This window comes from Streptomyces sp. NPDC058307, assembly GCF_042880295.1.
GTDB lineage: Bacteria > Actinomycetota > Actinomycetes > Streptomycetales > Streptomycetaceae > Streptomyces.
Window position 1 is genome coordinate 1 of sequence record NZ_JBHVYZ010000058.1, and the last position, 22,430, is coordinate 22,430.

A 22,430-nucleotide genomic window follows, 5' to 3' on the forward strand; every position below is an offset into this window, starting at 1 on the left:
CCTCGAAGGGCAGGGCGCCGGCCTCAGCACGGTGACCGCGGCGGGTTGGATTCGGTTCGGGGCCGGCCGGCTGCCGTCACGGCGCTGGGACGTTCGGACGTGCGGCTCAGCGCGAGCGCCCGCTTCTGCCTGGGTTCCCGCCCCTGTCGGAACGGGGGGACCTGTCGCGGCGGGTCCTGTCCGGGCGGTGTGCCGTGCCCGAGGTGCCTGCCGCGTCCGAGTCGCCTGCGCCTTCCGGGCCGTCGGATCCGCTCGGGTCGCCGGGGCCGCTCAGATCCCCCGGACCGCTCGGTCCGGCGAAGCGGCCCCGGCGGTTGCCTTCGGTGAGGCCGCGCAGGCGTTCCAGCTCGCGGCGATCCCGCTTGGTCGGACGGCCGGCGCCGCGGTCGCGGATGCCGGCGGGGGCGACGGCCACGCGGGGCGGAGGCGGGGGAGAGTTGTCGACGTAGCACTGGGCGGCCACGGGGGCGCCGACCCGCTTGCGGATCAGGCGCTTGACGATGACGACCCGCTCCCAGCCCTCCTGCCGGACCCGCACCTCGTCGCCGACGCGCAGGGAGTGGGCGGGCTTCACGCGCTCGCCGTTCACGCGTACATGCCCGCCCCGGCAGGCGGTGGCCCCCGCCGAACGGGTCTTGGCCAGGCGTACGGACCAGATCCAGCTGTCGATCCGCACGGTCTCGCCGTTGTGCGGCCCGGCGGCCTCCGCGGCGGCGACGGCGGCGGCGATCTTCGGGTCCGGGTCGGCGACGTCCGCTCCGGGACCGTCGGCCGTGGTGCCGGCCTGGCCCGTCCCATCGGTCTCGTTGTCGTCCGTACGTTCCACAGCCATGGCTCCGACCTTAGTACCCGAGGCACGGTGCGCCGGGTGGGTTTTCCGGGCGGTGCCCGCCGTAGGGCCCGACCAGCACTGCCCAGACGACTGCTGCGACCACCCCTGCCACCGCCCGGCGAGCTGCCCGTACCGTAGACCCATGGACGCCCTGGCCGATCTCGACCGCCGGATCTCGGGCTGTCGTGCCTGCCCGCGGTTGGTCGAGTGGCGGGAGGACGTGGCCCGGACCAAGCGGGCCGCGTTCGCCGACTGGACGTACTGGGGGCGGCCGGTACCGGGCTTCGGGCCGGCGGACGCACGGATGCTGATCGTCGGGCTCGCTCCGGCCGCGCACGGCGGGAACCGTACCGGGCGGATGTTCACCGGCGACCGTTCCGGGGACGTGCTGTACCAGGCGCTGTACGACATCGGGCTCGCCTCGCAGCCGACCGCCGTGACCGCGGACGACGGACTGGAGCTCTACGGCGTGCGGGTCACCTCGCCCGTGCACTGCGCCCCGCCCGCCAACAAGCCCACCCCCGGCGAGCGCGACACCTGCCGGCCCTGGCTGGTCCAGGAGCTGGACCTGCTGCGGCCCACGCTGCGGAGTGTGGTCGTGCTCGGTGCCTTCGGCTGGCAGGCCGCGCTGCCCGCCTTCGCGGAGGCGGGCTGGAGCGTGCCCCGGCCGCGGCCCGTCTTCGGACACGGGGCGCGCGTCCCGCTCGACGGCCTCGAACTCTTCGGCTGCTTCCATGTCAGCCAGCGCAACACCTTCACCGGCAAGCTCACGCCCGGGATGCTGCGGGAGGTGCTGAGCACGGCGGCGGAAGCGGCGGGACTGCGGGGCGGTTCCGGCGAAAACGTGGCGGCGAGGCCGCCGTACGACGATTAGGGCCGCCGGATGCTCGTCCTGCGTGACGCGCCTCTCCTCAAGGCATCTCCTCAAGGACATCCCCGACGGACGTGATCGTGGGTCAGATCATTTCGGTCGAGTCCCCGAACAACTGCCGTACCGTCGATGCGTAGTTGGTGCGCACGTGCGCCAGGGCGTGCGCGCGGGCCCGGTCCGGGTCGCCGGAGGCGATCGCCTCGTACAGGTCGCGGTGTTCGAGGAGGAGTTGGGGCCACTCCTCGTTGCGCCGGGTCATCCAGCGCAGCCGTCCCGCAACGGGTTCCAGGGCCTCGACCAGCAAACTGTTGCGGGCCATCGCCACGATGCTGTCGTGCAGACGGCTGTTGACGTCCGTGATGGTCTCCGCGTCGCCCGCCTCGGTCGCGGTCGCCGCGAGGTCGAGGAGCCGCTCCACCTCGGCGAGATCCTCCGGGGTCGCTCGGGCCGCGGCGAGACCGGCGGCGTACACCTCCAACGCCTCGCGCAGTTCGAAGAGTTCCTTGACGTCGTTCGGGGTCAGTCGCCGCACGACCGTGCGGCGGGGCGTCTCGAAGTGGACGAAGCCCTCGGCGACCAGCGCGCGGATCGCCTCGCGGACCGGCACCCTGGAGACTCCGAAACGGTCGGCGAGCTCCCGCTCGACCAGTCGGTCGCCCGGGCGCAGTCCGCCCGCGATGATCTCCTGCCGCAGGGTGGCCAGGACGCGTTCGCGGACGGCGCCGAGAGGCTCGGTGTTCGTCGTGGAGCTCATGGAGCCATCTTCTCCGACGCCGGAGCCGTCGCTGACGCCGGAGGTGTTTTACGGAGCCTTAACGAACGCGACATCGGTCGGCTCTCTTGACGGGGGGACCATGTGCGCAGTTTGGTATACCAAAACTGGATGCCAGGCGGCCGCCATCCTCCTGTCCCCCGTCCTTGGAGGCCCTGTGTCCCTCGCCGACAGTGTCGAAGCCACCGGCACACCAGCGTTCGTCCCCGATCCCCGGCTCACCAACGAAGACCTGGCGCCCGCCGGCAAGCGGAACTGGAAGGTCTTCGACCTCTTCGCCATGTGGATGTCCGACGTCCACAACCTGGGCAACTACACCTTCGCGGCCGGTCTGCTGGTCCTCGGCATGAACGTGTGGCAGGTCTTCACGTCCCTGCTCGTCGGCTTCGTGATCATCTACATCGGCATGAACTGGATGGGGAGGATCGGCCAGCGCCACGGCGTGCCGTTCCCCGTCATCAGCCGCATCAGCTTCGGTGTGTGGGGCGCCAACATCCCGGCCCTGATCCGGGCCGTGATCGCCATCATGTGGTACGGCATCCAGACCTACCTCGCCTCCGTCGCGGTCAACGTGATGCTGCTGGCCGCCTGGCCGGGCCTGGAGTCCTGGACGCACAGTTCCTTCCTCGGCCTCGACGCGCTCGGCTGGGTCTCCTTCCTCTCCCTGTGGCTGATCCAGGCGCTGATCATCAGCCAGGGCATGGAGTCGGTGCGGAAGTTCCAGGACTTCTGCGGACCGGCGATCTGGCTCGTCATGATCGCGCTGGCGATCTGGGTGCTGGCCAAGGCCGGCTGGAGCATCTCGCTCACCAGCACCCCGCACCCGGTCTCCTTCGGTGAGCAGTGGCGCCAGTGGTTCGGCGCGATCGGCCTGATCCTCGCCACATACGGCACGCTGATGCTCAACTTCTGCGACTTCTCGCGCTTCGCACCGGACTACAAGACTGTCCGCCGCGGCAACTTCTGGGGCCTGCCCATCAACTCCACGGCCTTCGTGGTCGTCTCCGTGATCGTCACCGCCGGCTCCCTGGAGGTCTGGGGCCAGGCCATCACCGACCCGGCCGAACTCGTCGCCAAGGTCGGCAACACCTGGGTGATGGTGCTGGGCGCGCTCACCTTCGCCGTCGCCACCATGGGCGTCAACATCGTCGCCAACTTCGTCTCACCGGCGTACGACCTCGCCAACGTCTGGCCGCAGAAGATCACCTTCAAGATCGGCGGCATGATCAGCACGGTCGCGGCCCTGGTCGTGACCCCGTGGAACCTCTTCTCCAACCCCACGGTCGTCAACTACTTCCTCGGCGGCCTCGGCGCCTTCCTCGGCCCGCTGTTCGGCGTGATCATGCTCGACTACTACTGGGTCAAGAAGGGCCGCGTGGACGTCGACGAGCTGTTCAAGGCCGAGCCCGGCTCCCGCTACTACTACCGCAAGGGCGTCAACCCCAAGGCGCTGTGGGCCTTCCTGCCGGCGGCCGCGGTCGCGGGCGTCCTCGCCCTGGTGAAGACGTTCAGCGACGTGGCCCCGTACTCCTGGTTCATCGGTACGGCCCTCGCGGCCGGCCTGTACGCGCTGCTGTGCCGGAGCGAGCGGGCGGCTCCCGCTGAGGCTGTGGAGGTCTGAGGAACGTGCGGATCGTCGTCACCAACTGCAACACCACGCAGGAGATGACCGAGGAGATCGTACGAGGTGCCCGGGCCGCGGCAGGCCCGGGCACCACCGTGCTCGGGCTCACCCCCGCGTGGGGTCCCGAGTCCGCGGAGGGCTGGCTCGACAGCTACCTCTCCGCGGCGGCGGTCATCGACCTGCTGCGCACCTACGAGGGCCCCTCCTACGACGCCGTCGTCATGGCCGGCTTCGGCGAGCACGGACGGGAGGGCGTCCGGGAACTGGTGAACGTACCGGTGGTCGACATCACCGAGGCCGCCGCCCATCTGGCCTGTCTGCTCGGCCGGCGCTACGGCGTGGTGACCACGCTGGAGCGGTCCTGCGGACAGATCGAGGACAGCCTGGAACTGGCGGGGGTGGGGCGCAACTGCGCCGCCGTCGTCGGGACCGGACTGGGCGTTCTCGACCTGGGCGACACCGACCGCACGGAGGCCGCCTTCGTGGCGGCGGCCGAGCGGGTACGGGAGGCCGGCGCCGAGGTCCTGGTGCTGGGGTGTGCCGGGATGACCGGGCTGCAGCGGACGGTGGGGGAGAAGCTGGGGCTTCCGGTCGTCGACGGGGTGGGGGCGGCGGTGAAGCTGGCGGAGTCGTTGGTGGGGCTGGGGCTGAACACCAGCCGGGCGGGCGGCTACGCGAAGCCGGTGCCGAAGAGGCGGGTGTGGGGACCGCGGTCGGGCTGACCGCGACTCGCGCCCCTCGACGACGGAGTGCGCTGCTCAGGGCCGCCAGACGTACCGCACGTCCGGCTCCCGCTCCTCGTTGCCGCTGCCGTCGGTGCGTTCGGCCTCCACGAAGCCGTGCCGCTCGTAGAAGCGGTGGGCCGGCTTGTTGACCTGGAAGGTCCACAGGCTCAGCCCCTGCGGGCTGCGTTCCTTGGCGAGCGCGACGAACCGGTCGCCGATGCCGCGGCCCCGCCAGCCGGGGTCGAGATACAGCTGCGACAGCAGATCGCCGGCCAGGACCATCAGCCCGACGACCTGGTCGTCCACCACGGCCACCCACGTCTCCCGCGACGGCACGACCACGTCCCGGATGTAGGCGCGGACCTCGTCGTCGGACCGGGGCCGTACCACCGTCGGCAACGCGGCGGCGAAGGAGCGCAGATACACCCCGGCCGTGGCGGAGGCGTCGGGGGCGGCGGCCCGGCGGATGACGACCGCGCTCACCGCGCCGGCACCTCCGGCACCACGGCCGTCGCCGTGATCTCCACCAACTGGCCGGTGTATCCGAGGCAGGCGACGCCGATCAGCGTCGACGCATGCGGACCGGTGCTCAGCCCGGACGCCTCGACGACCTCCCACACGGTGGACAGCACCGCGGGCTCGCTGCTCACCACATGCACATCCGTCGACAGCACGTGCTCCAAGTCGCTGCCCACCGCCTGCAGTTGCTCCCGCAGGTTCGCGATCACCTGCTCGGCCTGCCGCGCGGGATCCCCTTCACCCACGAGGTTCCCCTTGGCGTCCAGCGGAACGGACCCGGCGAGGAACGCGAGCTTCGTGCCGGCCTCGACGACGGAGGCGTGGGAGTACGTCGGCGGCGGGAAGAGGGCCGGGACGGTGACGCGCTGGATCACGTGGACTCCTGTGGCGGGCGGCGGACGACTTCCGATCATCGGGGGCCGGGGGACGGGACCGCACCTGAATTTCCGGGAACCCACGTCACGGGCCCGGAGGCTGCACCGACAACGCGTGCCACTGACCATCGGCCCACTGACCATCGGCCCACCGACAGTGGGCCCACCGACAACGGGCCCACCGACAACGAGCCCTCAGACCGTGAGACCGAACCGCCTCCGGCAGCGGACGGACTCAGGCGCCGGAAGCGTCAGGACCGCTCTGACGAGCGGGGGGGGGTGTCCCGTTTCCGATGACTGCGGCGCCCACGGCTCCGGGAGGTCGATCAGGTCGCTGACGTCCGCCACCTTCTGCAGGGTCCGGGCCAAGGAGACCAAGGTCTGCCGTACGGCTGCGATCTCGGTGCGCAAGGCCTCCGCGTGCTCCCACTGCCGTTCGTGCGCCACCGGGTCCCGACCGGGCGGCCGCTGGGACTCGTACGCCGTGAGACGGGGATGCCACGTGGCCAGCAGCGGCCGCAGGACCCGGTTGAGGACCGTCACCGCCAGGACGCCGAAGCTGACGTGACCGGGGGCCAGCGGCGGGGCGACTTCGGGGCCGTAGCGGTGAAGGATCTCCCGGGTGGTGTTGAAGAAGCTGTAGAAGGACGACAGCGCCTCACGCAGAAAGCCCTCGTCGCGGTCCAGTTCCTGGACCGACACGCGCGTGACCAGCTCCAGGTACAGCTCCCAGGCCGCACCGCGTTCCGCGTCGGCCGGCTCCCACGTGCCGGAGATCTCGCCGACGAACGGTATCGCCAACTTGGCCGTGATCTGCGCCGGTCCGCCTCGCCGACGCCGCCTGCGTGGTCTCTGTGCCATGATCGCCCTCCCCGGTACCCACAGTAGGGTAAGCCGTCGTGTGGGACGTCTTCCTCAGCTACAGCCGCAGTGACGTGGAGCGGGTCCGGCCCCTCGCGCGGGCGCTGCGCGACGGCGGGCTCGACGTGTTCACGGACGAGACCGGCGTCGCGTCCTTCACCGGCATCAGCGACACCATCCGCCGCGAGCTGGCCCGCTCCAAGGCCCTGCTGGCCTTCTACTCCACCGGCTACCCCGAACGCGAGGCCTGCCAGTGGGAGCTGACCACCGCCTACCTGGCCGGACTCGGCGAGGGCGATCCACGCCGCCGGGTCATGGTGGTCAACCCCGAGCGGGGGACCGGCCACATCCACCCCGTGGAACTCCGGGACGCCAGACACGCCTCGCCCGAAGACCTCGCCGTCCTCGTGACGGACGTACGCGCGCACGTGGCCGGGATCTCCGGCCCCATGACCCTCACGGAACCCCGCGTGCGACGCTGGCTGCTCGGCGCCCCGCGACCGCGTCCCGAATTCCTCGGCCGCCTCTCGGAGCTCTGGCAGGTGCACTCCGCTCTGCACGCCCACGCCGCGCCGCTCGTCACCGGCCGCGCCGCCGCGCACGCCGTGCAGATCCGCGGCATGGCAGGTATCGGCAAGACCCTGCTCGCCCAGGAGTACGCCCTTCGGTTCGAGGCCGCGTACCCCGGGGGCGTGTACTGGGTCAACGGAGAGGCGTACGACGACTCGGTGCGCTCCCTCGGCGCGCAGGACCTCTTCGAGTACTTCGACGCGCTCGGTGAACCGTTCCTCTGGGTCGTCGACGGCGTCCCCGCGGGCCGGTCCACGACAGGCGAGATCGCCGCGACGGCGGCACCCCATCCGCTCGGCCACACCCTGTTCACCCTGCGCAGCCGTTCCTACGACGGTCTCGGCACGCCGGTCGACCTGGGACCGCTCGACGCCTCCCACGCGCGCGTGCTGGCCGGCGACGACACGCTGGCCGAGGCGATGGAGGGCCACCCCCTGGCCCTGGGCCTGCTGGGACGGGCTGCCCGTGCGGGAGACCGTCCGGCGGGGCTCTACGACCGGCTGCACGCCCCGGGCGGATCCCTCCTCGACACGCTCTCGGGAGAGGACGTGACGGGGAGCCTCGTACGGGACGTGGACACGCGCGACACCGCCGACGTCCTGCGCTGCGCGATCGCCCTCCACCCACTGCCGCTCACCGTCGACGACGCGGCCCGTGTGCTGGCCGTCGCCGACCACGTCCCCCAGGTCGTCGCCGGGCGCCGGGCGGCGAACGGGGTCCGCGAGCTGCGTGCCCGCAGCCTGCTGAGCCCGGTCGCCGACGAGCACTGGTCCCTGCACCCGGTGACGGCGCACGCCTGGCGCCGGCACGACCCGGCTCCCGCTCGCACCGAGGCCCTGCGCCATGCCGCCCTGCGTACCCTGTGCGTCCACCGCGACCCGGTTACGCTGGCCTTTCCCGGCAGCCGGAGGGAGGCACCCGTGGCAGCGCCCAGCGAATCCGAGCGGATGGCCGCGTACGACATCCAGATCGAGCTGGTCACCCGCATCGGCGTGCAGGAACTGGCGCCCGGCACCGGCAGCCTGCGCGAGGCGCTGAGCTCCCTGAAGTCACTGATCGACTTCACCCGGCAGACCCTGCACACGTACAGCATCGGCCTGGAGCGCGGCATCGGGGGACCGACGGTCCAGAGCCTGGCGTACACCCTGATCAACGACACCATCCGCCCGTTCACCAGCACTTGGCACCCGCGTCTGGCCGCGTACGAGGCCCGGTGCCCGGCGGACACCGCCCCCCTCGACCACGAGGCGGCCTGGCCGCAGGCGGAGTCGATGCGAGCGGAACTGACCGCGCTGCGGGGGCCGTTGCTGCGGGTCGCGGAGGGTCTTGGCGGGATCTCGGGGGCGGACTTCGGGGTGGCGGCGAGGGGGTAGGCACGGTGGTGAGGTACGGGGCCCGCGGAAGGTAACTCCGTGGAGCCCACGTGAGCAGTTGCCTAGGCTGCCCACATGACCGCCCTGGACGACACCGCTTTCCTCGACACCACCGCCGACCGCCTGGCTGCGCTCCCGACGGTCCGCGCCGTGGCCCTCGGCGGCTCCCGCGCCCAGGGCACCGAACGTCCCGACAGCGACTGGGACCTGGCCGTCTACTACCGGGGCGACTTCGACCCGGCCCATCTCCGCGCGGTCGGCTGGGAGGGCGAGGTGTCGGAAGTCGGCGGCTGGGGCGGCGGGGTCTTCAACGGGGGCGCCTGGCTGACGATCGACGGACGGCGGGTCGACGTCCACTACCGGGATCTCGGCGTGGTGGAACGGGAGTTGGCGGAGGCGGAGGAAGGGCGGTTCCGGGTGGAGCCGTTGATGTTCCATCTCGCGGGGATTCCCACCTACTTGATCGTGGCCGAACTCGCGATCAACCGCGTCCTGCGGGGCGACCTGCCCCGCCCGGCCGCCTACCCGGCCAAGCTCCGCACCTCCGCCGCCACCCGCTGGCGCGACACCGCCCACCTGACCCTCGCCTACAGCGAGGCCAACCACGCCCCGGTCGGCCGCCTCACGGAGACCGCCGGCGCCGTCGCCACGGCCGCCGTCCAGATGGGGCACTCGGTGCTGGCGGCTCGGGGGGAGTGGGTGACCAACGAGAAGCGGCTGCTGGAGCGGGCGGGGCTGCGGGACGTCGACCGGATCGTCCAGTCCTTGACGGCCTCGCCGGGATCGGCCGTCCGCGCGGTCACGGAGGTGCGGGAGCTGTTCGACCGAGCGGCCGTCGTGCCTCCGCCGGCTCGGTCTCCCGGGTTGCGTTCATAAAGAACGTGGCTTTTGCACGCATCGTCACACGCGAGTAACACAAGCTTCCCGGACCGTCCAAGAACGCGACCTACCCTGGAGAACACAGCCCACCGCCCGGCCACCGTCGCCCGGAGGCACACACTCGCCCCGCCCGACGACAGGAGCCCCGTGTCCCGCCCCGCCGTACGGATGCACCTACCGCCCTGGCTCGCTCACGCTCTCCGTGCTCAGCGGGGGCCGATTCCCTGGAACGCGGTCGCGCGGGGGGCCCTGTCCGCCGGGCCCATCCTGCTCGCCGCCGTTCTCGTCGAGCAGACCTCGGTCGGTGTCGTCGCCGCCGTCGCCGCCATGCTGGCCGGGATCAACGACCGGCCCGGGAGCCGGCGGGTCGCCGTGAAGAGGATCGGGGTGCCCGCGCTCGCGGGTGCGGTCGGCATGATGGTCGGGACGTATGCGGGGGAGTACGTGGGGGCCGTGACCCTCACCGTCGTTCTCACCCTCGTCGGGCTGGTCGCCGGCGGCGTCAGCGCCGTCGGGCCCGTCGCCTCCGCGGCCGGTACGCAGGTGCTCGTCGCGTCGGCGATCGGGGCGGGCATGCCGTTGCCGGAGGAGGGGTGGCTGCGGGCCGTCGCCTATCTCGGCGGGGCCTGCTGGCTGCTCGGGCTGCGGCTCGTGCTGCCCACCCCCGGTGCCCTGGTCGGGGACTTCCGGTTCGACGGCGAGCGGGAGGCTGTCGCCGAGGTGTACGACGCCGTGGCCGATCTGCTCGCCGCGGCGGGCACCGAGCACGCCGTCGCCCGCCGCGTCGCGCTCACCGCCGCCCTCGACCACGCCCAGGACGCGCTCACCGGGCCCCGGCTGCGGCGGTACGCCAGCTCGGCCGCCGAGCGGCGGCTGCACGCGCAGTACGCGGCCGCGCTGCCGCTCGCCGAGGCCGCCACCGCGCTCGCCTGGGCGCAGGACACGGTGCCCGCACGGGCCTCCGCGGGGCCCCGGCGGCTCGCCACCGCCGTACGGGAGAACACGCACACCGGGCCGTTGCCCGCGCCGGGCCGGTCCGGGCCCGCGCTGCGGGCGCTCGACGACGCGTTGCTGCGGGCCGCCGACGCGTTCGACCGTGGGCGGGGCGGGGATCTGCACAAGCGCCGGCTCACCGTGCGGGACCTGCTGCGGTCCGTCTTCGGCGCCGGCGGCCGGGAGTACGGGCTGCGGGTCGCCCTCTGCTTCGGGGCCAGCGTCGCCGTGGCCCAGGCCCTGCACCACTCCCACTGGTACGGGGAGCACGCGCACTGGTACTGGCTGCCCGCCACCGCAGTGTTCCTCGTCAAACCCGACCTCGGACCGCTCGTCTCCCGCGTGCTGTGCCGGGCCGCCGGGACCGTCCTGGGCGCACTGGTCTTCGCCGGGTTCGCGCTCGTGCTGCCGCGGCCCGAAGGGCTCATCGCGCTGGTCGCCGTCAGCGGGGCCCTCATCCCCGTGGCCACCCGGCACTTCGCCGCGCAGACCGCCGTCGTCACGGTCCTCGTCCTGGCGCTCGTCATGGTCGGCGGTGAGCCGCAGGCCTCGGCCGGCCGGATCACCGAGACCCTGCTCGCCTGCGCCATCGTGCTGATCGTGGGGCACCTGCCGATGCCGGGGCAGCGGGGCGGGGGAGTACGGTCCCGGCTCGCCGCGGCGGGCGGGGCGGCGCAGGCGTACCTCGCGCATGTACTACGGGAGACCGAGCGGCCGGACGTGCGGGAGCCCGAGCGCCCTGTCCGGGGGGACTCCGAGCGGCCTGTTCTACGGGAACCCGCGCGGACTGTCCCACGGGAACCCGCGCGGCCTGTCGTACGGGACACGGCGCGGCCTGTCCCACGACGCGCCGAGTCCGCCGTACGGGACACGCCCACCGAAGACGCCCGCGCCCTGCGCTGGACCCTCCGGCGCGAGGCCTACCGTGCGCTCGCCGAGGCCCGTACCGCCATCGCCCTCGCCGCCGCCGAACTCCCCGCGCTCGCCCGGCATTCGGAGGGCGCCGACGAGATCGTCGCCGTGCTCGAACGGATCGTCGACACGACCACCGCGTGCGCCGTCCACCTCGACGACTCCGGGCGGCTCACCCGCGAACAGGTCAACCGGCTCACCGAACTCCTCGACGAACTCGGCCGGCTCGACGAGGGACGGGGGCGCGTGGAGGTCCGGCTGCCCGAAGTCCCCCTCGCCGGTTAGAGAGGGCGCATGAGTTCCGCCCCTCCCCACGGTCTCCACCCCTGACGGACCGTTGCGCAGGAGGGACCCCATGGCGTTTCCGGAGATCGTCTCGCGGGAGGAGTGGCGCGCGGCGCGTGAGGAGCTGCTGGTCAGGGAGAAGGCGGCCACGCGTGCGCGGGACGCAGTCAATGCGGAGCGGCGCAGACTGCCCATGGTCGAGGTGGACGAGGAGTACGTCTTCGGGGGTGGTGACGGCAAGGCCACCCTGCTCGACCTGTTCGAGGGACGCGGCCAGTTCGTCGTCCACCACTTCATGTTCGCGCCGGAGTGGGACGCGGGCTGCCGCAGCTGCTCCGCCTTCCTGGACCAGATCGGGCACCTGGCCCACCTCAAGGCACGGGGGACGACGTTCGCGGGCCGTGTCGAGAGCGGCGTACACGAAGATCCTGCCGTTCAAGGCGCGGATGGGATGGACCCTGCCCTGGTACTCGTCCTGCGGCAGCCAGTTCAACCGCGACTTCGAGGCCACCCCGGAGATCGAGGGGGAGCCGGCCGACCGTCCCGGCATCAGCTGCTTCCTGCGCGACCGCCACCGGGTCTTCCACACCTACTCGACCTATGACCGCGGCCTCGACGGACTCGGCTCGACCACCAGCTTCCTCGATCTCACCGCGCTGGGACGGCAGGAGGAGTGGGAGGAACCCAAGGGGTGCGCGTCCATGCTGGGGCGCCTGCGGGGAGCGCACGCATCCAGTATCACGATGAGTACGAGGGCTGACACATTGAGTAGCAGAAGTGACCGTTGAGTAATCAAATCTTCACGCTTCGCGCTGAACTCGTGTCAACTACGTCTCAGTACGGCAACTCACCGAGGCTTTTCGGCCCCGGAAGGCGTTAACTCCTACAAGCGCTCCTACGGGGAGCGCAACGCTTTCTGGAGGTGCAGGGTGGTGAACGGGCGAACAGTGCTCGAACGCTTTCCCGCTGGCGGGCCGCGTGGATCGTGGCCGGCCGAGGAGTTCGCGCAGGCGAGGCGTCTTGAGGGACTGCAGGCCGAGGTTGTCATGGACCTCGCGACCGACACGTTCCTGGTGATCGTCCGCAGCGGAGAGGCTGCGATCGACGCTGTCGCATGAGGTCAGCCCGCCTCCTCGGCGGGCACCTTTGCCGTGAACTGCTCGGCCTGGAGCGAGTACAGCTCCGCGTAGACACCACCGGAGGCCAGGAGCTCCTCGGGCGTGCCCGACTCCACGAGCCGCCCCTGTTCCAGGACGTGCACCAGATCCGCGTGGCGTACCGACGCCAGCCGGTGGGTGATCAGGACGACCGTCTGGCCGGTGCCGGCCAGGGCGCGGATCTTGTCGAAGACCTCCAGCTCGGCCCGGGCGTCCAGGGCGGCCGTCGGCTCGTCCACGATCAGGATGCGGCCGCGCCGGTAGGCGGCCCGGGCGATTCCGAGCCGCTGCCACTGCCCGCCCGACAGTTCGTGCCCGCCGCTGAAGTTGCGGGCCAGCAGCGTGTCCAGGCCGCGCGGCAGATCGGCCAGTACCTCCCCGGCCCCGGCCTCCGCGACCGCGCCGGACACGCGTTCGTCGGTCAGCGGCGCCGACGAACGGCCCACCGCCACATTGACGCGGGCGGTGAACGGCCACCGCTTGAAGTCCTGGGCGACCATCGCGACCCGCTCGGCGAGCAGCTGCCGGTCAGCGTGCGCCGCGTCCACGTCGTCCCACAGGATGCGGCCCCGTTCGGGTGTGTACAGCCCCGCGAGCAGCTTGACCAGGGTGGTCTTGCCGGAGCCGTTCTCGCCGACCAGCGCGACGATCTTGCCGAGCGGCAGAGTGAGCGTCACGTCGTCGAGCGCGGGGCGGGTCGTGTCGCCCGGGTAGCCGAAGGTGACGTTCTCGAAGCGGATCTCGCGGGGATCGTCCGGGAGCGCGACCCCGCCCGCCGGGATCGCCCACTTGGCCCCCTCCTCGTAGAGCCGCTGGAGGTCGCCGACGAACAGGGCCTCCTCGTGCAGCGCGTTCATCTCGACGACCAGGCTGTTCAGGCTCTGCGAGCCGGTGCGCACGGCGATCACGGCCGTTCCGGCCACCGAAAGGGCCATCGCGCCGCCCAGTAGCAGCCCGCCCAGTGTCGCGTACGTCGCCACCGTCGCCAGGCCCGTCCAGGCCGCCGCGATCAGCCCGGTGCGGGCCGCGAGGCGGGCCAGCCGGGCCTGCTCCGCCTCCGCCGTCTCCGCCATCGCGCGGTAGTGCGTGAGCAGGAACGGGCCCACCCCGTGGACCCGGATCTCCGGCGCCGACTCCGGCTCGATCAGCAGGGCGCCGAGCAGCCGGCCCGCCCGCACGTGCTGCACCCAGGTGTGGAAGGACTCGTACTGGCGGCGCGCGATCGTCAGCGCGCCCCAGCCGCTCGGGATCGTCATCGTGGCCAGCAGCGGCAGCAGCGCGGGGTGCAGCACGGTCAGCACACTCGCCGCCGTGATCAGGGAGATCATCCCGTTCACCACACGTGTCGCGAAGGAGATCATCCGGCGGGCCGAGGTGGCGCCGTACTGCGCGGTGTCCAGCAGCTTGTGGAAGGCGTGGTCCTCGATCGCGGCCAGCTCCACGGTGGCCGCACGCTCCAGATACCGCTCGGTCGCCACCCGCTCGACCTTGGGCTCCAGGCGTCCCGTGGCGTACGTGGACGCCGCCCGCAACAGCGCTCCCACGAGCATGACGGCGGCCATCGTCACCAGCGCGGGCACGGCATCCCGCAGCCGGTCCTCCAGCGCGCCCCCGCCGATCAGCCGCCCCAGCACACTGTTGACGGCGAGCAGGCTCACGGCCTGCGCCAGCCCCCGGCCGACCTCGGCGACGAGCACGATCCGCGCGGCCTGACGGTCGGCCTGCCAGGCCAGCCGGAAACTCCCCGACAGCAGCGACGGCAACCGCCCCACCATGGCCCGGAACCCCAGCTCCAGAAACGCGTCGGAGTGCGAGTTCCACCCCGTGTCGTACCGCAACGGCCCCCCGAAGAGCAGCCGCTCCGACTCGGAGACCCCGGGCTGCTCGGCATCCGGCTGCTTCCCCACCATGGACCTCCCCGATCGTGGACGGGGCAACTATGGCGGGGTGGGCGGTGGGGAGGGAGGGCGCAGAGGAAGGTGTCGGAGCACGCGCGGGCGCACACTTTCGAGCGCCGGGTGTGGTGACCCACTCAGGGGCGCGGGGAACTGCGCGACAAGCCCCCACTCGGCCGCAGTCGAAAGACGAGCTAACCAGCAGAACTGACCGGACGGGACCAGACAGGAGTGGTCCCCGTCAGTCGGCACAACGCCAAGTACAACGGTATCGGCGGCGTGTACGGCAGCGTCCCCTCGGCCCGATGGACGAGAGAGGGCACCACCGGGGCGTCCGGAACAATCGCCCCGGTGGCGTACTGGGCAGGCGCGGGCCACTCGAGCGCGTAGTCGGAGTCGGCGGGGACAAGCCACCACCAGTGCGTGGCGTCGGCGTACATGCACCCGACCCGCGGCAGGCGGGACACCAGCTGCTCGCCCAGCAGCAGCGGCACTCCCACGGCGTCGCAGCCCAGCGGCACCGTCATCCCCTCCGGCACGGCCAGCCTGTGAGGCGTCCCCGGCGTCCCCGGCGTCCGCAGTCCGCGTCCGAGGCGGACCAGCGTGTCCAGGGTCAGCACCTGGCCGCCGGACCCGCTGCTCACGCCCATCCGCCCGCGCCCCCCGCTCCGTGCTGGCGAGCGTCCCCCTCGGGCACGGCTCTGTGATGCTCCTCGGCCTCGTCCCCCTGGCCCGGCTCCCCGGAGGGAACCGGCTTGGGGCGGGCCCCCCAGCCCAGGTCGTTGCGCGGGCCCGGGTCCTCGCGGGGCTCGTCCGCCTTGCGCGGCAGCTCCGCCCAGACCAGCAGGCCGGGGCCGTGCTCATGGGCGCCCCACGCGTGACAGAGGGAGTCGACGAGGAGCAGTCCCCTCCCGTGCTCCTCTTCGCCACGCTGCGGGGACGGGTGCGGTTGACCCGGCGCGCAGCCCTCGTCACGTACGGCTATCCGCACCAGGTCGTCGTTGTCGTGCAGCTCGCACACCACACGGCTGCTCGCGGTGTGCACGATGGCGTTGGTCACCAGCTCGGAGACCACCAGGGCCGCCGAGTCGCAGGTGTCCTCACAGACCGACCAGTGGGTCAGCCGCGCCCTCGTCAGGCGTCTGGCCTGCGCGGGAGAACCCGGGTGCGCGGCCAGCTCGAAACGGAACCGGCGCCGGACAGCGGCCCTGTCGGGCGCCTGTCCCGCGACACCGAGACCCTGGGGGCGGTCTTCGGCAGCGTCTGTTCCTAAGGGCGGGGACGGAATCACGCTTGCCACTATCGCCCCGGCGTGAACAACTTGGCAAGTGTCACTCTGAAAAATGCAGAGTGCTGTGTGACGCGGTGAGGGGCCGTGGCACACTGCTCGCAACAGCATGTTGAGCGGCGCCAGTTGGGATCACTGGAGATCCGTACGCAGCGGTACTCGTATCCGTACAGATCTTCGAATCAGGTCTTCGAATGGCGCCGCTGGCCTGTCAGCATGCTGGTGGCCGTGACGCCCGTACAGGTGGCCGTGACGCCCGTACACGACGTCGACGCCCGTACATGACTCAGTGGAGGTGGAGCGTGAGCGAACCGCGGTCCGCGCCGACGGTCGGCCAGGTCGTCCTCGGTCGGCGCCTGCTGGACCTGCGGGAATGCGCCGGGCTCAAGCGTGAGGAGGCCGCCCGCATCCTCCGGGTAGCCCCCGCCACCGTCCGCCGTATGGAGATGGCCGAGGTGGGGCTCAAGATCCCCTACCTCCAGCTGCTGCTGAAGGCCTACGGCGTCTCCGACCAGGAGGCCGAGGACTTCGTCCAGCTCGCCGAGGACGCCAACCGTCCCGGCTGGTGGCAGCGCTTCCACGACGTGCTGCCCGGCTGGTTCTCGATGCACGTCAGCCTGGAGGGCGCGGCCGCGCTCATCCGCGAGTACGAGCCGCACTTCGTGCCCGGTCTGCTCCAGACCGAGGACTACGCGCGTGGCGTCCTGCGCTCGGGCGCCATCGGCCAGACCAGCCCCGAGGACATCGAGCGCCACGTGGCCCTGCGCATGGAACGGCAGGGACTGCTCACCCGTCAGGACGCGCCCCGCTTGTGGGTGGTCATGGACGAGACCGTGCTGCGCCGCCCCGTCGGCGGCCCGGAGGTGATGCGTGCGCAGATCGACAAACTGCTCGAGGCAACGAAGCTGCCCAATGTGACGCTCCAGGTCGCCCCGTTCGCCAACGGGCCGCACCCCGGCACGTACGGGCCCTTCGTGCTCTTCCGATTCGCCGTGCCCGAACTTCCGGACATGGTCTACAGCGAGTACCTGACCGGCGCGATCTATCTGGACGCGCGCGTCGAGGTGGCGACCCACCTCGAGGTCATGGACCGCATGGCGGCACAGGCCGCTACGGCACATCGCACGAAGGAGATCCTCCGGGATCTCCGCAAGGAGCTGTGAATGAACCGCATCAAGCCACGCCTCGCCGTCTACAACGGCATGCCCGCCCGGGAGCTGGGGAGCGAGGGCTGGCACAAGCCGTGGAGCGGCGGCAACGGCGGCAACTGCCTGGAGGCGATGAAGCTCGCCGACGGCCGGATCGCCGTACGCCAGTCCACCGATCCGGACGGTCCGGCGCTGATCTACACCACCGACGAGATGACCGCGTTCATCGAGGGCGCGAAGGCGGGGGTGGCCGACTTCCTGCTCTCCTGACCCCAGTGCTGCATTGATGGGTAATCACTTAATGATTGAGATGGACATCTAATGCTTGAGATGGACATCTGTGCTCGAGATGGGCATCTAATGCTTGAGATGGACATCGTCAAGCCGCATCCCACGCGGACGTACGACGCATAGCTCGGAGGCACACTCACGACCCTGACGGCCCACCCGGCGCCAGTGCCCCGCACAGCGCCTCCAGCGCCGCTCCGTACGCATGCTCGGAAGGCGTCGCGTACCCCACGACCAGACCGTCGTGGGCCGGCATGTCCGTGTCCGGGTGGCGGAACTCCGCGAGCCCGTCGAGCGCGACCCCTTGCCGGGCCGCGGCCTCGACGGCGGACCCTTCGGTGCCCGGCGGCAGCCGCAGCACCGCGTGCAGCCCCGCCGCGACCCCGGTGACCTCGACGTGCGGGGCGCGCTCGGCCAGCGCGGCGACGAGCCGGTCCCGGCGGCCCCGGTAGCGCTGTCGCATCCGCCGTACGTGACGGTCGTAGGACCCGGAGACGATCAGGTCGGCGAGGGCGAGCTGGTCGAGCACGCTCGCCCAGGCCTCCCGCTCGCCCTTGGCCGCGAGTACGTCGTCGACGTACCGCTCGGGCAGCACCATCCACCCCAGCCGCACCGCGGGTGACAGGCTCTTGCTGACCGAGCCGATCAGGATCACCCGCTCGGGGTCGAGGCTCTGCAGGGCGCCGACGGGCCTGCGGTCGTAGCGGAACTCCCCGTCGTAGTCGTCCTCCAGCACCACCGCGCCACGCGAGCGTGCCCAGTCGACCACCGCGGTCCGCCGCTCGGCGTGCAGCGGGCCCCCGGTGGGGAACTGGTGGGCCGGCGTGAGCAGTACGGCCCTCTCTCGCGCCAACCGGTCGACCCGCGCGCCGTGTTCGTCGAGCGGGAGCGGCACGGTCCGTACGCCCCCGGCCGCGAGCAGCTCCCGGTGGAAGGGCAGTCCGTACGCCTCCACGGCGAGCGGACCGCGCAGCACCCCGAAGAGCAGCCGCAGGGCGTGCGCGAACCCGGAACAGACGACGATCCGGTCCGGCTCCGTCCGCACACCACGCGCGCGTGCGAGGTAGGCCGCGAGGGCCGCCCTCAGCTCGGGCCGTCCGGCGGGATCGCCGGGACCGAAGACCTCGTTGGGGGCCCGGTCGAGGGCCCGGCGGTAGGAGGCGAGCCAGGCGGACCGGGGGAAGCCGGAGGCGTCGGGGGTGCCCTGCCGGAGGTCATGGCGGACGGAACGCGCACGGGGCGGGCGTGCGGGCTCTCTCGCGCGTACGGTCGGCTGGAGCGGCCTGGTCCGTTCGGCGACGTGGGTGCCAGAGCCCTGGCGGGCGGTGAGCCAGCCCTCGGCGACGAGTTCGGCGTAGGCGTCGGCCACCGTGTTGCGGGCGACACCGAGATCGGCGGCAAGCGAGCGGTACGGCGGCAGTCGGGTCCCCGGGGCGAGCCGCCCGCTGCGTATGGCCTCTCGCAGCGCCCCGATGAGTGCGGCCCGTCTGCTCCCCGGCGCGGAGAGGTCCAGGTGCAGGTCGGAGCCGATCCGCTCCGCGTAATTGACCCATGATTCCGCCACGGAAATGCACCCTACAGCCGGTCTTTCCGGCCCGTAGGTTGATTGCATGACCACGACGAACACGCATGTGACAGGTACGGCTCGACTGAACCTCGCCAAGGCCGCCCCGAAGGTGTTCCGGGCCCTGGTCGGCTTCGACACGGCGGCCCGTGAGGGCCTCGAACCCGCCCTGGTCGAGCTGATCCAGGTCCGCGCCTCCCACCTCAACCACTGCGCGTACTGCCTCCACATGCACACCAACGACGCCCGCAAGGCCGGTGAGACGGAGGACCGCCTCCACATGGTCCCGGTCTGGCGCGAGGCCCGCCATTTCTTCACGGAGAGGGAACAGGCGGCCCTGGCCCTCACGGAGGCGGTGACGCTGGTGGCCGACGGGGGAGTCCCCGACACGGTCTACGCGCAGGCCGCGGCCGCTTTCGACGAGCAGGAACTGGCCCACATCCTGTCCCTGATCCTCACCATCAACACGTGGAACAGGGTGGCCCTGGCGACGGCGAAGGTGGCGGGGACGGACGAGCGGGGGTGAGTGGCCGGAGGGGCAGGGAGGCGGTCTCCGTCGCGGGTCGCGGGGTGGGGCACAGACAGGCGGGGGCGTGAGGACTGTTCTCCGCGAACGCCGCCGCGCCGTCGCCGCCCGCGACCTCGTCGCTGCCGCCGGGCAGGCCGCGCCGCCCTACACCGTCATCGGCCGGTCGTACGGTCCGATCGGCGCAGGCAGTCGGGAACTCCCCGTCAGATAACGGTCGACCGCCGCCGCGACCGCCCGCCCCTCCGCGATCGCCCACACGATCAACGACTGCCCCCGAGCGGCGTCCCCAGCGGCGAACACCCCCGGCACGTTCGTACCGAACCCCGCATCCCGCGCGACCGTCCCCCGAGGCTCCATCTCCAGCCCCAACTGCTCGACGAGCCCGTCCCCCCGATCCGGCCCGGAGAACCCGAGCGCCAGCAGTACGAGGTCGGCGGGAAGTGTCCGCTCCGAGCCCTGCACCGGCCGCCGCGCCGCGTCCACCTCGACGAGATGCAGCGACCGCACATGCCCGTCCTCGTCCCCGCTGAAGCGCAGCGTGGACGCCGCGAACAGCCGCGCGTCCGCATTGGCCGCGGGCGCCGTCTCCAGATCGCGGGCCTCCTCGTGCGCCGCCGACAAGCGGTAGATCTTCGGGTAGGTGGGCCACGGCTCGACGTCCTCGTCCCGCTCGCCCCCCGGCTGTGCGTAGATGTCCAACTGGGTGACGGAGGCGGCCCGTTCACGCACCGCGGTTCCCAGACAGTCGGCCCCCGTGTCACCCCCACCCACGATCACGACGTGCTTCCCGGCCGCCGACATGGGGGACACCGCCAGTTCCCCCTCGCACACCCGGTTGGCCCACGGCAGATACTCCATGGCCTGCTGGACCCCGGCCAACTCCCGCCCCGGCACGTCCAGTTCACGCCATGCCGTGGCCCCCGTGGCGATCACCACCGCGTCGTACCGCGTCCGCAACTCCGCCGCCCCGACATCCCGCCCGACCGCCGTGGACGTACGGAACTTCGTCCCCTCGGCCCGCATCTGCTCGATCCGCCGCTCCAGATGGCGCTTCTCCATCTTGAACTCGGGGATGCCGTACCGCATCAGCCCGCCGAGCCGGTCGTCCTTCTCGTAGACGGCGACCGTGTGCCCCGCCCGCGTCAACTGCTGTGCCGCGGCGAGCCCGGTCGGCCCCGACCCGATCACCGCGACGGTGCGCCCCGAGAGCCGGTCCGGCGGTCGCGGCGGCGTGAACCCGAGCTCCCAGGCCCGCTCCGCGACGGCCGCCTCGACGTTCTTGATGGTGACCGCCGGCTGGTTGATGGCGAGCACACACCCCGCCTCGCACGGCGCCGGACACAACTTCCCCGTGAACTCGGGGAAGTTGTTCGTCGCGTGCAGCCGGTCGGCGGCCTGCCGCCAGTCCTCCCGCGAGACCAGGTCGTTCCACTCGGGGATGAGATTCCCCAGCGGACAGGCCTCGTGGCAGAACGGGATCCCGCAGTCCATGCAGCGATCCGCCTGCTTGGTGATGATGGGCAGCAGCGCCCCGGGGACGTACACCTCGTCCCAGTCCCGGACCCGCTCCTCGACCGGCCGACGGGGCCAGTCCTGGCGCGGGGTGGTCATGAATCCCTTGGGATCGGCCATGGCCGTCTTCCTCGCTCACGCTGGTGACGCTGACGCGTCCGACATGGCCGAGCGTCATCGGGCGGCACTCCTGCGGAACTTCTTTCGGCCACGATACGACTCCTCGGCCACGCGCGCAGAGTGCCTGTGAACGGTGGGCTTGGGCGGGGCGCCCAGGGGGAGCCGGGTGGAGTTGTGGTGCGGGTGCGGGTGCGGGTGCGGGTGCGGGTGCGAGTGGGGGTGCGTTGCGGCTGGTCGCGCCCGCGCGGCGGAGCCGCATATCGACACAGCCCCGCGCCCCTGGGGGGTTGCAGTGGCCCTTGCCCGCGCTGGGCCGTTGGCCACGTACGGCGGGAAAAGCCGCTGGGACAGCGCTTCCGCCAGGTTCCGCGCGCTTACGTGAGGGCCAGTACGTACGCCAGCGCCGCCGCCCCCGAGGCGAGCGCGCGGAGGTGGTTCCACACCGTCCACTCGCGCACGTACGCCGGCCAGTACGCCGTCGCCTCCGGGGTGCCCGGGTCCAGTCTGAGCAGGGCGTCGTTGCGGGGCACGTTCGCCACCAGCGTCAGCCCGAAGGCGCCGAACAGGTACAGCGCGCTGCCCACCAGGAGCTCCACGGTCCCCTCATCCGGCCACAGCACGAACGTCACCACCGCGATCACGGCGGACAGCACAGCGGAGCCCGCGAACAAGGCCATGAAGGGTGGCCGCACCGCGCTCACATTGATTGCGTTCATCGCGGCGACGCCCTGCGCGGGCGGCAACGCGGCGAGCCCTCTCATCACGAACGTCGAGAACGCGCAGAACACCCCGGCCACCAGTCCGGTCCCGAGCACCCCGAGCACCACGAGCACGAAGTAAGGCCCGTCGATCATCTCCACACCAGCTTCCGCCTCCGGCCCGGCACCACCTGTCCCCACCAGTGAATCCCGCCGCCACTCCCCGAACCATGGCCAGTCCGCGCACCCCCATAACCAACCGTCCATCCCCACGAACCGTCCAGAACCTCTGCACACCAGCTACTCCACCGCCCCTCGGCTGGGAGGGAGGGGCGCGGTGGTGTGCGGTGTACGGGGTGGGTGTCGGGGTTCGGCACGGAGATGGTGAGGGTCGAGGTTTCGTGAGGTGCCGCGGAGATCATGGGTGCAGGGGGTCAGTCCGGCGGTGTGCAGGGGCCGGGTGCCGGTGTGCGGTGGGGAGACGGAGTTTCCGTCTGACGATGCTCAGCAGCCCCCCGTACTGGGCCTGGTTCGGCGGTGCCATGCGGGAGTGCGACCCTGCGATCCCAAGCCGTCCGGGCCGGGAGCGTCAGCCCGCCACCTCCCGCACCACCATTCCCGGCTCCCGCCATCCCCTCAGA

At 71.8% G+C, this 22,430-nt stretch carries 21 protein-coding genes and 1 pseudogene; 11 read left to right on the top strand and 11 right to left on the bottom strand.

The genetic code is table 11. The annotated features are described in order from the left end of the window. Nucleotides 1-106 precede the first annotated feature (106 nt). Complete coding sequence (locus ACFVYN_RS31830; protein ID WP_390004838.1) at nt 107-832, bottom strand: RNA-binding S4 domain-containing protein; 726 nt, start codon at nt 830-832, stop codon at nt 107-109. Between the two features lie 142 nt (nt 833-974). On the opposite strand from ACFVYN_RS31830, the gene ACFVYN_RS31835 reads away from it, so the two are divergent. Further along, the gene (locus ACFVYN_RS31835; protein WP_390004841.1) at nt 975-1,706 is read left to right on the top strand and encodes a uracil-DNA glycosylase; all 732 of its coding nucleotides are present in this window, start codon (nt 975-977) and stop codon (nt 1,704-1,706) included. Nucleotides 1,707-1,788: 82 nt separating this feature from the next. Here ACFVYN_RS31835 and ACFVYN_RS31840 read toward each other — a convergent pair whose 3' ends face one another. After that, on the bottom strand, nt 1,789-2,457 hold the full coding sequence (locus ACFVYN_RS31840) for a GntR family transcriptional regulator (protein ID WP_390004844.1): 669 nt from the start codon (nt 2,455-2,457) through the stop codon (nt 1,789-1,791). A 175-nt stretch (nt 2,458-2,632) separates the two neighbouring features. On the opposite strand from ACFVYN_RS31840, the gene ACFVYN_RS31845 reads away from it, so the two are divergent. Continuing rightward, nucleotides 2,633-4,096, top strand: coding sequence for an NCS1 family nucleobase:cation symporter-1 (locus ACFVYN_RS31845; RefSeq protein ID WP_390004845.1), 1,464 nt, complete (start codon nt 2,633-2,635; stop codon nt 4,094-4,096). Between the two features lie 5 nt (nt 4,097-4,101). After that, on the top strand, nt 4,102-4,821 hold the full coding sequence (locus ACFVYN_RS31850) for an aspartate/glutamate racemase family protein (RefSeq protein WP_390004848.1): 720 nt from the start codon (nt 4,102-4,104) through the stop codon (nt 4,819-4,821). A 36-nt stretch (nt 4,822-4,857) separates the two neighbouring features. Here ACFVYN_RS31850 and ACFVYN_RS31855 read toward each other — a convergent pair whose 3' ends face one another. The 3 genes from ACFVYN_RS31855 to ACFVYN_RS31865 form a co-directional block, all read right to left on the bottom strand. Next, complete coding sequence (locus tag ACFVYN_RS31855; RefSeq protein ID WP_390004850.1) at nt 4,858-5,307, bottom strand: GNAT family N-acetyltransferase; 450 nt, start codon at nt 5,305-5,307, stop codon at nt 4,858-4,860. Continuing rightward, nucleotides 5,304-5,717 carry a RidA family protein gene (locus ACFVYN_RS31860; RefSeq protein WP_390004853.1) on the bottom strand — a complete coding sequence of 138 codons (414 nt, stop codon included), beginning with the start codon at nt 5,715-5,717 and terminating at the stop codon, nt 5,304-5,306. Before ACFVYN_RS31860 ends, ACFVYN_RS31855 begins: the two co-directional genes overlap by 4 nt. 195 nt (nt 5,718-5,912) lie before the next feature. Beyond that, nucleotides 5,913-6,578, bottom strand: coding sequence for a hypothetical protein (locus ACFVYN_RS31865; protein WP_390004856.1), 666 nt, complete (start codon nt 6,576-6,578; stop codon nt 5,913-5,915). A 38-nt stretch (nt 6,579-6,616) separates the two neighbouring features. Here ACFVYN_RS31865 and ACFVYN_RS31870 point away from each other — a divergent pair, with 38 nt between their 5' ends. The 5 genes and pseudogenes from ACFVYN_RS31870 to ACFVYN_RS31890 all read left to right on the top strand — a co-directional run bounded on the left by ACFVYN_RS31870 (nt 6,617) and on the right by ACFVYN_RS31890 (nt 12,708). Beyond that, the gene (locus tag ACFVYN_RS31870) at nt 6,617-8,521 is read left to right on the top strand and encodes a TIR domain-containing protein (protein WP_390004858.1); all 1,905 of its coding nucleotides are present in this window, start codon (nt 6,617-6,619) and stop codon (nt 8,519-8,521) included. Between the two features lie 75 nt (nt 8,522-8,596). Then, a complete protein-coding gene (locus tag ACFVYN_RS31875; RefSeq protein WP_390004860.1) occupies nt 8,597-9,397 on the top strand; it encodes a nucleotidyltransferase domain-containing protein in 801 nt (266 codons plus the stop codon). Nucleotides 9,398-9,568: 171 nt separating this feature from the next. Continuing rightward, the gene (locus tag ACFVYN_RS31880; protein WP_390004947.1) at nt 9,569-11,590 is read left to right on the top strand and encodes an FUSC family protein; all 2,022 of its coding nucleotides are present in this window, start codon (nt 9,569-9,571) and stop codon (nt 11,588-11,590) included. A gap of 70 nt (nt 11,591-11,660) precedes the next feature. Beyond that, nucleotides 11,661-12,350 (top strand): annotated as a pseudogene (locus ACFVYN_RS31885) (DUF899 domain-containing protein). Nucleotides 12,351-12,522: 172 nt separating this feature from the next. Next, on the top strand, nt 12,523-12,708 hold the full coding sequence (locus ACFVYN_RS31890) for a hypothetical protein (protein WP_390004863.1): 186 nt from the start codon (nt 12,523-12,525) through the stop codon (nt 12,706-12,708). Between the two features lie 2 nt (nt 12,709-12,710). Here the strand turns inward: ACFVYN_RS31890 and ACFVYN_RS31895 are convergent, their stop codons facing one another. From ACFVYN_RS31895 to ACFVYN_RS31905, 3 genes are all read right to left on the bottom strand, one after another. Continuing rightward, nucleotides 12,711-14,657 carry an ABC transporter ATP-binding protein gene (locus tag ACFVYN_RS31895; RefSeq protein ID WP_390004865.1) on the bottom strand — a complete coding sequence of 649 codons (1,947 nt, stop codon included), beginning with the start codon at nt 14,655-14,657 and terminating at the stop codon, nt 12,711-12,713. A 179-nt stretch (nt 14,658-14,836) separates the two neighbouring features. Then, the gene (locus ACFVYN_RS31900) at nt 14,837-15,292 is read right to left on the bottom strand and encodes a hypothetical protein (RefSeq protein ID WP_390004868.1); all 456 of its coding nucleotides are present in this window, start codon (nt 15,290-15,292) and stop codon (nt 14,837-14,839) included. Further along, entirely contained in the window at nt 15,283-15,942 is a 660-nt protein-coding gene (locus tag ACFVYN_RS31905; RefSeq protein WP_390004871.1) for an ATP-binding protein, read from the bottom strand. The genes ACFVYN_RS31900 and ACFVYN_RS31905 overlap by 10 nt, the downstream gene beginning before the upstream one ends. A gap of 290 nt (nt 15,943-16,232) precedes the next feature. Here ACFVYN_RS31905 and ACFVYN_RS31910 point away from each other — a divergent pair, with 290 nt between their 5' ends. Both ACFVYN_RS31910 and ACFVYN_RS31915 read left to right on the top strand, forming a co-directional pair. Beyond that, complete coding sequence (locus ACFVYN_RS31910) at nt 16,233-17,093, top strand: helix-turn-helix transcriptional regulator (RefSeq protein WP_390004873.1); 861 nt, start codon at nt 16,233-16,235, stop codon at nt 17,091-17,093. Then, complete coding sequence (locus ACFVYN_RS31915; RefSeq protein ID WP_352382659.1) at nt 17,094-17,348, top strand: DUF397 domain-containing protein; 255 nt, start codon at nt 17,094-17,096, stop codon at nt 17,346-17,348. Between the two features lie 157 nt (nt 17,349-17,505). On the opposite strand, the gene ACFVYN_RS31920 is transcribed toward ACFVYN_RS31915, so the two are convergent. Continuing rightward, the gene (locus ACFVYN_RS31920; protein WP_390004875.1) at nt 17,506-18,930 is read right to left on the bottom strand and encodes a PLP-dependent aminotransferase family protein; all 1,425 of its coding nucleotides are present in this window, start codon (nt 18,928-18,930) and stop codon (nt 17,506-17,508) included. Nucleotides 18,931-18,976: 46 nt separating this feature from the next. On the opposite strand from ACFVYN_RS31920, the gene ACFVYN_RS31925 reads away from it, so the two are divergent. Continuing rightward, on the top strand, nt 18,977-19,456 hold the full coding sequence (locus ACFVYN_RS31925) for a carboxymuconolactone decarboxylase family protein (RefSeq protein ID WP_390004878.1): 480 nt from the start codon (nt 18,977-18,979) through the stop codon (nt 19,454-19,456). Nucleotides 19,457-19,603: 147 nt separating this feature from the next. On the opposite strand, the gene ACFVYN_RS31930 is transcribed toward ACFVYN_RS31925, so the two are convergent. Together ACFVYN_RS31930 and ACFVYN_RS31935 are read right to left on the bottom strand one after the other, a co-directional pair. Continuing rightward, entirely contained in the window at nt 19,604-21,091 is a 1,488-nt protein-coding gene (locus ACFVYN_RS31930) for a glutamate synthase subunit beta (protein WP_390004881.1), read from the bottom strand. 374 nt (nt 21,092-21,465) lie between these two features. After that, nucleotides 21,466-21,945, bottom strand: a complete 480-nt coding sequence (locus ACFVYN_RS31935; protein WP_390004884.1) for a DUF1772 domain-containing protein — start codon at nt 21,943-21,945, stop codon at nt 21,466-21,468. Nucleotides 21,946-22,430: the final 485 nt, after the last annotated feature.